This window comes from Bacillus sp. RB3 (genome assembly GCF_030164735.1).
Taxonomy (GTDB): domain Bacteria; phylum Bacillota; class Bacilli; order Bacillales; family Bacillaceae_G; genus Bacillus_A; species Bacillus_A cereus.
In genome coordinates this window covers 1-12659 of sequence record NZ_JASNGE010000023.1, presented here as the reverse complement: position 1 = coordinate 12659, position 12659 = coordinate 1, and the positions used below count along the sequence as shown (strand labels likewise).

Below are 12659 nucleotides of genomic sequence, written 5' to 3'. Positions count from 1 at the left end.
GAGGTGCAAAAAATAAATAAGACAGAATTAACAAAAGTAGTAGCAGAAAAAACGGAACTTATACAAAAGGATCCAGTTGCAGCAACACAAACTATTTTAGATACAATAACAAATGCGCTAGCAAATGGAGAAAAAGTACAAATTCTTGGTTTTGGTACATTTGAAGTACGTGAACAATCTGCACGTACAGGACATAACCCACAAACAGGTGAAGAAATGCAAATCGCCGCTTCAAAGGCATCTGCTTTTAAAGCTGGAAAAGAATTAAAAGAAGCAGTGAAATAATTATACATAATTAAAGGAGATTGATATTCATATAAGCCCTTTTTTTAATAGCCTTGTTGGGATATCGCCAGCATTTTGGAAAAAATCCATACTAAGAAAAAACTAGCTCCTACAAGAGAGGCTAGTTTACGTAAAATTCGTTAACGGTAGTCAATGTATCTATAAGTCTACAGTTATTCGTTTCTGAAATCATATGTATCCTCAGGAACATTTAACATATGTCCGTTAATGATTACTGTATCATTGTCTTTCCATACAATCTTTGCCGTGTCTTCTCGGTAATTCCAATACACATTCTTTGTCTTAAAATATTCACGATGATTAAATACTAACTCTCCCCTAACAGCAAAACTTGTTGTTGCTCCGCCATTTGTTACATAAGCTTTAAATGTATATGTTCCGTCAGGAGATTGTTTTTCAGCAATCTTTTCACCTGTAGGTAGTCGATCCATACTGAAGAATGCCCAATAAACTCCGTATACGAATAAACCAGCTATACAAAATAATATAATTAACACTTTTTGTTTGGTTTTCTTAATTTCTTTCTCTGTAAAATTCATGTTTTAACTCCTATTAATGATTTTTATAGCAAACCACTTCTGTTTGGAGGTAAGGTCAATCTTTATTTTGTTTTTCTAACAGTTGAATAACTCTATCTAATTTTTGCTCAACTTGATTTTGTTTCTTTTGATTACTGTTACGCTGAATTATACGTATAATTCCTCCAAATAGTGCACCAATGATTATTGCAATAATGATGCAAGAAATGGTCGTTTCTAAAGGCATTATTTAGAACCCCCTTTTTTCCTTATTGTACCATTTAGAAGAACTAATATGTTTTGTGATTTGATTTGTATATTGTATACAAGTTAAGTTAACATAACGTCCTATTATTGGTAGCAAAGAAAAAGGCGAACCCCTACTTTCAAGAGGAATTCACCTTTTTCTATACCCTATTCATATTTTTATACATTTCTATCATGGTGCGGTTTTCAGGTTCTCCTTTGTTACTAAATGAGCCGAAAAAATGTATAAAATCTTGCATGCTCTTAGCATGGTTTTTTCCGAAATGCTGGCGGTACCCCATCACCATCAAGTTAAAATTTTATAATGCCCCCAAAACGAAAAATTAGAGTCTTTTATAGCAATGAAGTTCATTTTTATCGTTTTGGGGGCAACCTGTGCTGTTAGGTTGATGGATGTGTGGTGCGACCCCATTTATAAATCACTTCAATAACACATGAGAATGGCTATTATTTAGACTACAAGTTTCCTTAGGAGCACATCATTATCAATCTAAGATTTTTTACTATCAATTTAAATTTATGAAAAATATGTATTCATAAAAATTTATTTTTGTTTTAATCATAATTTCTATTGTTTTAGTAAAACATAGAATTGATATAAAAAAGGAGGAATAAAATATGCAATTAGCTACACATGAATTACGTGATTTAAGTGAATTAATTGCTGGTTGTTACAATACAATTAATACGATGAGTACATACATTCAGCAGGCACAAGATCCCGAATTAAAACAATTATTGCAACAACATTTTCCATTACATGTGCAGGATTATAATTTAAAAGTTGAATTCGTACAGAGTCTAAGTGAACCAAATATTGAAAAATTTCAGCCATCTAAGTTAACACCTGTACTATCTTCTTACTTAAGAACACCTGTTGAAGAATTGCCGCCTGTTACTCCGGATGTAAGCGGAGCACCACCTAATGACCGAGCAATTGCAACTGGATACTTATTAAATCAAAAGTCAGCAGCTTTAAATTATGCTGGTTCTGTATTAGAATGCGCAAACCCTAACTTAAGAACATTCTTAGAAAATGCATTCTTAAATAGTGGTAGACATGCATACGATGTATGGCAATATATGGTCAAAAAAGGGTATTATCCATTATCTACAGCTCCAGAATCAGAAGTGCAAACTTTAGCTACTATATATCAACCTGTTAATCAATCTTTTTAACCATACAATTAACTTTGAATGCATGTAATTCACTTTAAAAACTGTTAAGAATCTTGATTTAAAATAAAAAAGAGGAAACGCAATTAGAAACCGCTAGTTTTTTTACTTAGTAATTTTTCATTTCAAATGGTCTGTTAGTGGTCATCATACATGCCCATCAACTTAAGGATTTTATAACACCCCAAAACGAAAAAGTTGTCTGCTTTCTATTGGTTAATGAGGAAAAATGGAAAAACGTTAGTTAAAAAAACGCAAGTCTCTTTTGATTAGGGGTTTGCGTTTTTTATCATATACTTTATTTTTTCTCTTCAGGAGCTAAGTCGATTACAATATCCTTTTTATATAAATCTATTGCCTTCAGTTAACATAACCATCTTATCAGTATTCAACAATGGATAAAATTTACATTCCGGGAGAAGTTGTATTTTCTTAGCTTGATAGCGATGTGATGCTACCCCTAAGTCTTCCATCTTAAAAATAATTAGGATAGGATTTTTTGATAAATACGTGTATTCGATTTGATACGTGAGATATAATAAGCCTTTTGATCTTGTAAATGTTGAAAATCTTTCAAATGAAAATAGCCTAAATCTCGGATAGATAAATCATTCGCTATTACACACAGGGAACCGTAGGTTCGATCATGTTGTTTACCTGGTCCTGTATGAATATGAAGGAATTGTCCACTTAATAAATCATACTCAAGCTGAATCTTCACCCCCGCTGTATGACTACAACCTCCTGTACCCGGATAAACAGATGAAAAAGGATCTGGTAGTTGAAATGCAGTTGAATCTAAAATACGAATACATTTGAAATTAGAAGTATATGGAGAAGAAATCGGCATAGATGAGGCTAATTTTTGGTTTAGTAGTTCAGCTAATATATGTTGTAAAAATTGAACGGCTGCTTTATTAAATCATTGATTTAGTCCTTCAGGACTGATGAGTACTTTTGTTGATGCTTCTAAACGGCTAGATAACTGGGTTAATGAAGTCGTAGTGATATTTTGACTCATCCATACACATAAAGCGATTAAATTTTTTGCATTGTACTTACTAGCTTGCTGCACAAAACCAATATCTCTAGCAAGGTCTCGTAAAATATTTGAAGATAAAAAACGTTGAATCTCTTGAGCAAATAGCTGTAATTCATCAGATACAGAAATAGACATAAAAAAAACGTCATCCTTTCTGTATATTTCTACAAAAAGAATAACGTTCTTCCCGTTTTATAGATACATCTTTGCTTTAAATTAATGATGATGGAATACGGAAACTATTCGAATCGTTAAATTTTTTAGGGGAAAATAGTTAATCATTGATATAATTAAATTTGCAATATATTCAAAGGAGGAACTTAATTTGAAGAAAACATTAATTGTTGGAGCAATATGCATATCGCTCGCTTCTTTAACTGCATGTGGTAATGAAGAATCATCTTCTGAAGCAAGTAAAAATGAGATTGTAATACACATACCTAAAGAAAAATCTAGAAATCTAGAACGTTTTGAAAAATTTTATGAAAATGTAAAAAATAAGAAAAATGATGAGATACAAATTAAAAATTATTTAATTGACGAGGAGGCAAAAGTACCGAGTTTAGACACTGTAACTTATCAAAATGAGAAATTTACTTTTATTCACAAGTACAAAAACGACAATAGAAAGGATATATGTAATAAGTTCGTTACTCCTCAAGAAACACATGGTCTTGCATATATGCTAAGAGATTGCACCCAGTCAGAAGATGGTATTATCCTTCAATATACAGCGAATGATGGTGAGGGATCACACTCCATAAAAAATAAACCTGTTGAATTTATTGAAGTTGAGGGTAATAAAAAATATATATTCGTTAAGGACCTAGAGATTGTAGACTTCTTGAATGCTATTAAATTCACTCACTTCGATACCCCGACAAATCCATCTAACATAAAAGAACCAAATTTTAAAATCAATGTTCATTATTTAAATGGAACTACCCAGACGTATCATTTGTGGATTGACAAAGAAAGATCAAAAGCATTACTTATGGACCCAGAACAAATAAACCATGGACATGAAATCGATAAAATATTTGTAGATAACATAATAAAAGCATTAAAGTGAAAAAGACATATCTTAATGCTCCTCGTTAAGGTGCATTTTTTCGATGGAAACATGAACTCAATTACTACTTAAAAAATTGACCGCTCTCACAGGCGGTTTTCATATACGTTTATCCTTCCAACTCCCCCAGTCATCTCGTCTAATACATTATCTTTCAAGGACAGAAAACATATTGTCAGTATACAACTATTTTTCAATAGTCTAAAACATATTTTTAATCAAATAGATTTCCCCTTTTTTCTTCGTGTGTTAAAGATAAGATTTTGTTCTTTGATCTTCTCTTTTTTTGTAGAATTTTTATATGGGTGTTTTGCCTCCCCCTCGAAAAGGAGAAATACGGGATTCAGCCCATCAACTTAAGGATTCGGTATAGCTTTAAAAATAAAGATTGATTAAAAAATATCCTTCGATCCTTATTTAACAACAAATAAAAAAACTCCATTTTATCAAAAGATTGATTAAAATAGAGTTTTCCTTTATGAATATATAAACAATATTGTGATTATAAACATACAGACTTAGGTATTTGCAAAAAGAACTCCAATTTATTATTCTCATTCTTCTCTAAATAAGAACGATTATTCCTGTTATATCCTTACTCAACTTAAATATCCAAGTCATTTTACAAAATTGCGTTCGTTTTCCAGTTGGAAATTATGTGTTTTTCTTGAATTTACATTTAAATATATAGAATAAACGATTATTTTATATTAAAATGAATATGATATGAAAGATTGCTGATATATTTGCTATTGTAAAAGTAGTATTGATGGAATTATGTTGGTTAAAGAAAAAGACATCTATTAAGATGTCTTTTTCTTTAATGTAATTTACTAAGAATAATGAATCTACTTAACTAATTGTTGTTCAATCTGCTTAATTAAATGTTCAGCGCCTTCAGGACTAAGAACAATTTGCCCATTTGCTAATGATATATTTCTTTCTGAAATATCACCAGTTACTACACAAGAATCGAAAGATTTATATTTTTGTAAAATGATCTTTTCATCTTCTACAAATATTTCTACAGGATCTTTTTCTGCAATTCCTAATGTTGTTCTTAACTCTTTTGGAAGAACAATTCGCCCTAATTCATCTATTTTTCGTGTAACACCTGTTGATTTCATGTTAATACCATCCTTTTATTTTTAATTACTACTCCCCTATGAACAAGCTGATTAAATGTTGTTTTTCTAGTAATCTAACACAAATTCAGTTTTTCTAATAACCAGTCTTACACTTCATCTTTTAGGTCTATACCTACAGCAATTGTTCCAAGGATTACGCCTTTTCCAATAAGGTTTATATCTACAGATATTGCTACCTTTACTGTCTTAATTTCATATGTAACTGTTTCGATGTGTTTTTATGGAACACGGATAAAATTAATTAAACCTGAGGTTTCTACATATCTTTCTGTAATTTTAATTTTATTATCTTTCCAAGAAAACTCCGTATCTGTAACTGTTTTAGGCTTTTTTGTTCCAAATAAGCCTAAAAGCAATAGACCTCCTATATAGTAATATCACAACCTTATCATATAGATAGAAATATTTATAGGGTGATATAACAAGAATGTATAAATAACAAAAGAGAGAACGTATACATTACGTCCTCTCTTTTGTTAAATACGTTCTCCATGGCCAATATAATTATCACCGTATTCGTATGCTGGTGCAGGAGGTCTGCCATGGTCAAGAGTAATCATACCTGCATTTCCGTACACATTTTCATAGCTAGAAATATAATCTGGTCTTTGTGGTACAGGCGGTCTACCATGATCAGCTTGTGATGTATAAGATTCCGTAAAACTACCAATAGTTAAAACGGCAGCAAAACTAACAAATCCCATTAGTACTTTTTTCATTTTAACGCACTTCCCTTCTGAAGTAATTCTTTAGCATCATAAGATATATTAAAATATTGGCTAGCTTTCTCATGATTTCCTTCTTGATAAAGTTTTTTCGCTAAAATTCCAGAGTACTCTTCCATAAATCCATAAAGCTTTTGGGATTCAAAGTAATCTAGGCCATCTACAATCGTTGTTTCTAGATTCTGCTTATAATTTTCATCGTATTGTGCTCGAAGTATTCGTAAATGATGTGTATATTCAACGTCAGCTAATTCAAAGCCTTGAGTCAAAGCCTTGAGTCAAAAATTCTTGCGCTTGTTCAATTTCATTTATTTCAAAATGTTCTCGAGCCAGTAAGAATACAGTTTTATGATATGATTTTTCAGATTTATATACATCCATTAAATGTCGAATTGCAGTTGCGGATATACCTTGTTTTGCATAAAGGAAACCCAAGTTGTACTGAATTAAGGTAATTAGTCGAGTACAGTTATGTTTTTTAGCCATATCTAAGCACTTAACAAAAAGCTCTTCTCCTTGTTCAAACTGACTTAAAGTGACACTTGCCAATCCCAGGATTGTATCGCATTCAATTTGATTCACTACATAATCTTCATGCTTTTTGTATATGTCTTTTGCTTTCATGACATGCTTAATTGTTAATAAAGGTTGTTGAAGATGGTAATATAGTTCACCAAGTTTATAATTAAATTCAGCTTTTTCAATGTCATTAGGAATATACTCTAAAAGTCGTTCAGCTTCTTCAAATTGCTCCATAGCCTCCATATAGTTAGCAATCATGGTGTTATGCACAGCTTTATAGAAATGGTAGTAGTATTTTAAATACTCATCAATTGTTTTTGTTGTAAGTTTTTCAACTGCATCAAAAAATGAAAAAGATTAGTAAAGTTTTAAGTGTTGCAGGATTATCTCTTGCTATATTAGGAGAAGGAACAATTGCAAGTGCAGCTGAGGGTAACACAGCTGATTCTACTGTAAAAAAAGGTAATGTATTAGATTTATCAGATCAATCGAATGTACAAATGAGTGAGGTACTAACGTTTGGTGAGCTTGTTAATCAAATTGCTGCAGATACCAATAAACCTAGAGAAGAAATTTCTCAGCAACTCATAGCTCAGGGGAAATCTCGTGGACAATCATCTGCTACAACACTTGCCGGTACGTACCGAACACTAACAACCAATTTTTCAGTAACACCTTTCTATAGCCCTTCATTAAGGTTTTATTGTGAAACAAATGAATGGAGTGGAAGCTTCAGGGGTATTAAGGAAATAAAACATATTAATATGAATAGAGACGCAAATGGTCTTTCTAAAACGTTCAGTGGTACAGTTCAAGCGAATTTAGAGGATCCTAACAGAATTTTCTATATTGTTAATGGTGATTTTCATAATAATGGAACAACTACTTTTAATGGCAATGTATCCATTACTGTAGGGAAGACAGGAAGTGTAGGTTTTAGTGCATCTTATGCGACGAGCCACTATAAGTATATTTATAAAGAAGGATATGTATATTTTTAAAGTTGATAAATTTTTAAATGATCGATTACTTCTTAATTACATGTTAAGTTCATTATACATGCTAATTTAATGGAGGTGATCTCTCTGCAACCTAAATATATTCTGTTCATTCAAATTCTAATAGGAATACTAATAATCATGGCACCAATTATTATTACTGGTGAATTATATGATGTTTCAAAGACTATGGGTGATTTGCTAGTTGCTGAATTAATTATAAGAACACTTTCTTTCATAATAGGACTTGTAGTTATTAGTAAAGCGTTTGAAAAGTATTCTCAATAGGTATTAGTATGTTGTTTTCTACCAATTTATAAGAAAAGGGTTATTCATATTGAGTAGCCCTTTTTACTATTTTCACAAATATAAGTACATCCACTAATGAATGTACTCACTTCCAAAATTTCCACCAGGCTTTCTTTTTTGCTGCTGCTATTTCTTCCTGGGCTGATACGATAGTACGTTTAGCTTCTTGAATCTCTCTAACCATCTTCATAAGATTATCATCCCTTAGTTCTAACCTCTTTTCTATCCTTTTTTCTCGTTCTTTCCGATCTTTCATATCTTCTCTTATTAATTTATTTCTTTCTATAATATCCTCTTCGATTAATTTATTTTTCTGATCTATACGATCACCTAGTCTCTTTTCCATCTCTAATAAGCTTGCTTGCTGCACCTTATTAATTTCTTCAATCATAGCGCTACGCCACCTCCTATAAGGAAAATTCCTTATCAAAGCTCCAATACCTCTTAATATTCATCGACGAAGCTCGCACAGTTTTTGCTATATTTCGTCGGAATAAAGGAAATTGAAAATAAATAAAAATTCTTTAGATTTTTACTTAAAATATAAGATCAGGATGAGTATAATCCGAAACATGCAGTAAAAAAAGAGGGTATATTATGAAAAAGAAAAAGAAAAAAGCACATAAAAGAAAGAACAAATCTAGCTTAAAGATTCGTTTTTGGGGTTTTGAACTCTTCTTCAAACATATTTCTTAATTAAATATTTATATTTAATTTTTATTTGTAAAACCTCTTCATAAAAGAACATAGGTTCGTGTATAATAAAGACGAACCTATGTTCTTATTATATTTAAGGAGGAATAACAGTGTATGACTATTCTATCTTACCGAATAGAATCATCTTATGTGTTGATTTACGTAGCTTTTACGCTTCAGTAAGTTGCATCAAAATGGGGTTAGATCCTATGTATACAAAATTGGCAGTAGTCGGTGATGTAAATAGAAATGGTTCAATCGTTCTAGCTGCCACTCCACCATTACAAGCATTGGGTGTAAAGAAGATGGCCAGATTATACGAGATTCCTTGCAGAAAAGACATTCTTGTTGTAAATCCGATTATGGGAACATACATTAAATGCTCTAATTACATAACAAAATTAGCTTTACAGTACGTTCCTATTGAGGATTTTCACCAATATTCTATCGACGAGTTCTTCATGGATATTACAGATAGCATTCATTTATTTGCTAACGATCCCTATGAGTTTTCGTTGAAATTTAAACGTGAAATATATGCGAAAACACGAATCGAGTGCACAATAGGAATTGGTCCTAACCCTTTAATGAGCAAAGTAGCTTTAGATATTGAAGCAAAGAAGAATCAAAACGGTATTGCCTATTGGAAATATGAAGATGTCCCAACAAAATTATGGAGCATACGACCGCTCAATAAATTTTGGGGCATTTCGTACAAAACGGAAGAAAAGTTGAATCGAAAAGGAATACATTCTATAGGAGATTTAGCCAATTATCCTCTTAAATACTTAAAACAGAGCTTCGGTAAGATTGGAGAAGAATTACACTTACATAGCTACGGAATTGACTTTAGTCGCATTTCAGAAAAATATGTTCCTGCCACAACTTCTGTTGGGAAAAGCCAAATACTCATGCGCGATTACACAATAGAAGAATTTCCGATTATTCTACTGGAACATATTGAAGAAGTTTGTTATCGGCTTAGAAGACAAAATAAACTTGCTCAAACCGTTCATTTTTCAGTCGGTTATAGCAAAAGTTATACAGGCGACATTAGAAAAACACATACTTTAGGCCGCCCAACAAATTTAACAATGGATATTTATCATATCTGTACATACTTTTTACATCAACAATATACAGGCGAACCCATTCGCAGCATAAACATCTCTCTAACGAACCTAATCCACGAAGGAGAGGAACAAATTTCTCTTTTTGATAACATAACGCAGCGAGAACAAGAAGTGAAGTTAACGAAAGTAATGGATGAAATACGCACTAAGTTTGGGAAAAACAGTATTTTACGTGGGATTTCCTACACGAATAGCGCTACAGCTAGATATAGAAACACTCTAATAGGAGGACATAAATCATGAATAACGCTAATATGCCAAAAGGAAGAGGAATGGTAAAATGGCAACCGTTCGCCAGTATGCCAGAGCAGTTTGTTGGTATTCGTGAAATCATCAAGGAGAAAAGCAAAGTAACTCGGCCGATCTTAACAGATGAAGAAAAAGAACTAATTGAGAACATGTTATTATGTTCCTTATTATCTGAAGAAGAAATACTAATTACATATTATGAAGATGGTTATGTGCTCTCTAGCTATATGACTGTTGTTGATATTGATCCACCAAATAGCACTGTTATATGTACGGATGCTTTTGATAACAAGATGAAACTACAATTTTCTAATATAATAGATGTAAAATAGAAAGCATGTAAGCGAACATGTTAGATTCTTATAAAGGGGGTTATAAAATGCAAGGGAATCAGATAAGAAAGAATACAGCAGGAGTAGTTATTCATAATGATATTAATAGCTATCCCTTTCTAAATATACCTATGATTATTAATGAGAAAGACGGAGTGATTTACGAGGTGTTAAGCGCCGGTTTTCAAGCGAATGATGCAGTAGCAATGATAACTACGGATGGTTTTGCTACAACTAGAGTAAATGCACCGATTGTAACAGTAAAAAACAATGATGGTAGTCTTCAAATATATCGCTTACCGTTAGAACTGGAATATTGGGTGCTTTCTTGTATGCATGCTGCTTCAGAAGGTAAAAACCCATTTCCCTGTAAAGTCGCTTTTGGAATTATAGACACAAAATTTTTTGCGGAATTCAAATAAAAAGATCTGCTTATTCAGCAGACCCCACCAATTATAGCTTTCCCCCTTTTTGATTGTCTTCGATGTTATTAACAAAACTTAGGGAAGGTATGTACGGCCCCCAAAGAATCGTAATGTACATGCAAGTCGATTTAGGTTTTCCTTAATAAAGAGGTACAGCCAAGATACATGCAAAAATAGGTCATAGGTATCTCGGCTGTACCCCAATAAATAGTTATCAACTAAATATTCTAAAGATAAATAGGAAATATAAGTTAATAACTTGTAAAATGTAAGGGAATAACTACATATAAACGATTCGAAAGACGTTGCAAACCATTGGCAGCGTCTTTCCTATTTTTAGGAAAGGCTGATTTTATAACATATGATTAAAAAAACAGTCACCTAAAATAAACATATTAATACTATAAGGGGTCTCGCCACATGCCCATCAAGCTAAGCTTATATAAGGTTAATTTCATGTGAAATTTTTTCTTTTTTCTAAAGATCTAATGTAAGTCTTTAAAGATTTGCATACCAAATAAACTCTATCGGGTTTCAATTTTTTTAAATTATGCTACATGATTGTAAGACATAGAAAAGTTATATACGACGCCTAAGATATCAAAGACTGTTTTCTTCTCATACCTATGGTCGTCCGTTTTTCTGTAAAAGATTAAACAGTCGAGACAGTATCTTTGTTAATTCTGGGGCGTCTTTTTGTAGAGATTGATAAATAAGTGGAAAATAAGAATAATTCATTTGTAGTAACCGTTACGCCTATTACTGACAACTTAGGTTTAAACAAAGACAAGAAATTACAGGCGCCAGAGAAAAAGAAGTTTAAAAACCAAGAAGCAATCATTAAAGTTCCTAATGAATCAAAAGTAGAACTTGAAGCGCTAATGAAAATTACCAAAAAGAAATTTGCTCATGAAATAATTGATCTACTTATAAATAATTATGTAGAAAAAGAATTAACTGCAGAGCAGAAAATGAAATTTAAATTACTGACAGAAATATAAAAAGAAGTATCCCTGGTTCTAATTAGGGGTACTTTTTTTATGTTGAAAATCTAATAAGGTGTACCGCCAGTATTTTGGAAAACCCCCACGCTAAGAGCATGCAAGATTTTATACAATTTTTTCGGATAATCCAGTAACAAACGAGAACCCGAAAACCGTACCATGATAGGAATGTATAAAAAGATGAATAGGTTTATAGAAAAAGAAAAAGGCGAATTCCTTTTGAAAGTAGGGATTCGCCTTTTTCTTGCTACCGATAATGTTACGTTATATTAACTAAATGCAAATACCATACACATCCAAAAATCATAACAAATCGATTCTCCGAAATGGTACAATTAGGAAAAGAGGGAAAGGATATGTATGATTACAAATTCGTGAAAGTCGAAGTTAATAACTGGAAAGGAGAACCTAAAGAAGATTATAAGCGTATTATTGCCGAACATGCTGAAGACGGTTGGAAATTTGTTCAAATCTTTGCACCATCAATCGCAGGATACGCACAATATTTTGATATTATCTTCGAACGAATCAAATAATTCCTTTCGAGAACGAGAGGGATTTGCTTTGAATAACATACAAAAAGAACTGAAATATTTTGGAATCTAATTGTTCTCAATTTAACTTATAAGACAAATAAGCTAATATTAATAAACTTCCAATAAAGAGAATTATGGTGCGACAAGAAGTCGCATTCCCACAGGGTAGCTTCTGCTACTAGATTAGATGCAAAGTCTATC

At 32.0% G+C, this 12659-nt stretch carries 15 protein-coding genes and 4 pseudogenes; 10 read left to right on the top strand and 9 right to left on the bottom strand.

Annotated features, from left to right (window positions below; all coding sequences use genetic code 11):
* Positions 1-12 precede the first annotated feature (12 nt).
* Entirely contained in the window at positions 13-285 is a 273-nt protein-coding gene (locus tag QO049_RS22730) for an HU family DNA-binding protein (RefSeq protein ID WP_246963632.1), read from the top strand.
* 173 nt (positions 286-458) lie between these two features.
* Here the strand turns inward: QO049_RS22730 and QO049_RS22725 are convergent, their stop codons facing one another.
* Positions 459-845, bottom strand: coding sequence for a DUF5412 domain-containing protein (locus tag QO049_RS22725; RefSeq protein ID WP_044585223.1), 387 nt, complete (start codon positions 843-845; stop codon positions 459-461).
* A gap of 55 nt (positions 846-900) precedes the next feature.
* Complete coding sequence (locus QO049_RS22720; protein ID WP_001127871.1) at positions 901-1071, bottom strand: DUF4083 family protein; 171 nt, start codon at positions 1069-1071, stop codon at positions 901-903.
* A gap of 638 nt (positions 1072-1709) precedes the next feature.
* Between QO049_RS22720 and QO049_RS22715 the strand changes: the two genes are divergently transcribed.
* Positions 1710-2270, top strand: coding sequence for a spore coat protein (locus tag QO049_RS22715; RefSeq protein WP_001175194.1), 561 nt, complete (start codon positions 1710-1712; stop codon positions 2268-2270).
* A gap of 493 nt (positions 2271-2763) precedes the next feature.
* On the opposite strand, the pseudogene QO049_RS22710 reads toward QO049_RS22715, so the two are convergent.
* Positions 2764-3444, bottom strand: a pseudogene (locus tag QO049_RS22710) (IS4 family transposase); the annotation flags it as partial.
* 190 nt (positions 3445-3634) lie between these two features.
* Here QO049_RS22710 and QO049_RS22705 point away from each other — a divergent pair.
* Positions 3635-4381: a DUF4362 domain-containing protein gene (locus QO049_RS22705; protein ID WP_193409711.1), complete on the top strand. Its 747-nt coding sequence runs from the start codon at positions 3635-3637 to the stop codon at positions 4379-4381.
* Positions 4382-5229: 848 nt separating this feature from the next.
* Here QO049_RS22705 and QO049_RS22700 read toward each other — a convergent pair.
* From QO049_RS22700 to QO049_RS22685, 4 genes and pseudogenes are all read right to left on the bottom strand, one after another.
* Positions 5230-5508, bottom strand: coding sequence for an AbrB/MazE/SpoVT family DNA-binding domain-containing protein (locus QO049_RS22700; RefSeq protein ID WP_284489507.1), 279 nt, complete (start codon positions 5506-5508; stop codon positions 5230-5232).
* 239 nt (positions 5509-5747) lie between these two features.
* A complete protein-coding gene (locus QO049_RS22695) occupies positions 5748-5885 on the bottom strand; it encodes a hypothetical protein (protein WP_246963313.1) in 138 nt (45 codons plus the stop codon).
* A gap of 120 nt (positions 5886-6005) precedes the next feature.
* On the bottom strand, positions 6006-6248 hold the full coding sequence (locus QO049_RS22690) for a hypothetical protein (protein ID WP_246963316.1): 243 nt from the start codon (positions 6246-6248) through the stop codon (positions 6006-6008).
* A pseudogene (locus tag QO049_RS22685) lies at positions 6245-7127 on the bottom strand (tetratricopeptide repeat protein); the annotation flags it as partial. The gene QO049_RS22690 and the pseudogene QO049_RS22685, both read right to left, overlap by 4 nt.
* Here QO049_RS22685 and QO049_RS22680 point away from each other — a divergent pair.
* Together QO049_RS22680 and QO049_RS22675 are read left to right on the top strand one after the other, a co-directional pair.
* Entirely contained in the window at positions 7124-7777 is a 654-nt protein-coding gene (locus QO049_RS22680) for a hypothetical protein (RefSeq protein WP_246963319.1), read from the top strand. The pseudogene QO049_RS22685 and the gene QO049_RS22680 overlap by 4 nt on opposite strands.
* A 69-nt stretch (positions 7778-7846) precedes the next feature.
* Complete coding sequence (locus tag QO049_RS22675; RefSeq protein ID WP_142331187.1) at positions 7847-8062, top strand: hypothetical protein; 216 nt, start codon at positions 7847-7849, stop codon at positions 8060-8062.
* 106 nt (positions 8063-8168) lie between these two features.
* Here QO049_RS22675 and QO049_RS22670 read toward each other — a convergent pair.
* A pseudogene (locus tag QO049_RS22670) lies at positions 8169-8483 on the bottom strand (DUF3967 domain-containing protein); the annotation flags it as partial.
* Positions 8484-8889: 406 nt separating this feature from the next.
* Between QO049_RS22670 and QO049_RS22665 the strand changes: the two are divergent.
* Genes QO049_RS22665 through QO049_RS22655 form a run of 3 tightly spaced genes read left to right on the top strand, consistent with a single transcriptional unit; the run spans position 8890 to position 10915 of the window.
* Positions 8890-10155, top strand: coding sequence for a Y-family DNA polymerase (locus QO049_RS22665; protein WP_167092679.1), 1266 nt, complete (start codon positions 8890-8892; stop codon positions 10153-10155).
* Positions 10152-10493 (top strand): YolD-like family protein, encoded by a 342-nt coding sequence (locus QO049_RS22660; protein WP_246963322.1) that lies wholly within the window; start codon positions 10152-10154, stop codon positions 10491-10493. Before QO049_RS22665 ends, QO049_RS22660 begins: the two co-directional genes overlap by 4 nt.
* Before the next feature lie 47 nt (positions 10494-10540).
* Positions 10541-10915 carry a hypothetical protein gene (locus QO049_RS22655; protein ID WP_246963325.1) on the top strand — a complete coding sequence of 125 codons (375 nt, stop codon included), beginning with the start codon at positions 10541-10543 and terminating at the stop codon, positions 10913-10915.
* 551 nt (positions 10916-11466) lie between these two features.
* On the opposite strand, the pseudogene QO049_RS22650 reads toward QO049_RS22655, so the two are convergent.
* Positions 11467-11644, bottom strand: a pseudogene (locus tag QO049_RS22650) (IS4 family transposase); the annotation flags it as partial.
* Here QO049_RS22650 and QO049_RS22645 point away from each other — a divergent pair.
* Positions 11635-11919: a hypothetical protein gene (locus QO049_RS22645; RefSeq protein ID WP_246963328.1), complete on the top strand. Its 285-nt coding sequence runs from the start codon at positions 11635-11637 to the stop codon at positions 11917-11919. The pseudogene QO049_RS22650 and the gene QO049_RS22645 sit on opposite strands and share 10 nt — an antisense overlap.
* Positions 11920-12278: 359 nt before the next feature.
* On the top strand, positions 12279-12458 hold the full coding sequence (locus QO049_RS22640) for a DUF4177 domain-containing protein (RefSeq protein ID WP_097797625.1): 180 nt from the start codon (positions 12279-12281) through the stop codon (positions 12456-12458).
* The last annotated feature ends 201 nt before the right edge of the window (positions 12459-12659 follow it).

Coding starts and splice junctions, on each gene's coding strand:
- QO049_RS22690 (WP_246963316.1), bottom strand. CDS start 6,248: ATGAAAAAAGTACTAATGGGATTTGTTAGTTTTGCTGCCGTTTTAACT.
- QO049_RS22660 (WP_246963322.1), top strand. CDS start 10,152: ATGAATAACGCTAATATGCCAAAAGGAAGAGGAATGGTAAAATGGCAA.
- QO049_RS22725 (WP_044585223.1), bottom strand. CDS start 845: ATGAATTTTACAGAGAAAGAAATTAAGAAAACCAAACAAAAAGTGTTA.
- QO049_RS22655 (WP_246963325.1), top strand. CDS start 10,541: ATGCAAGGGAATCAGATAAGAAAGAATACAGCAGGAGTAGTTATTCAT.
- QO049_RS22675 (WP_142331187.1), top strand. CDS start 7,847: ATGGAGGTGATCTCTCTGCAACCTAAATATATTCTGTTCATTCAAATT.
- QO049_RS22640 (WP_097797625.1), top strand. CDS start 12,279: ATGTATGATTACAAATTCGTGAAAGTCGAAGTTAATAACTGGAAAGGA.
- QO049_RS22700 (WP_284489507.1), bottom strand. CDS start 5,508: ATGAAATCAACAGGTGTTACACGAAAAATAGATGAATTAGGGCGAATT.
- QO049_RS22715 (WP_001175194.1), top strand. CDS start 1,710: ATGCAATTAGCTACACATGAATTACGTGATTTAAGTGAATTAATTGCT.
- QO049_RS22680 (WP_246963319.1), top strand. CDS start 7,124: ATGAAAAAGATTAGTAAAGTTTTAAGTGTTGCAGGATTATCTCTTGCT.
- QO049_RS22720 (WP_001127871.1), bottom strand. CDS start 1,071: ATGCCTTTAGAAACGACCATTTCTTGCATCATTATTGCAATAATCATT.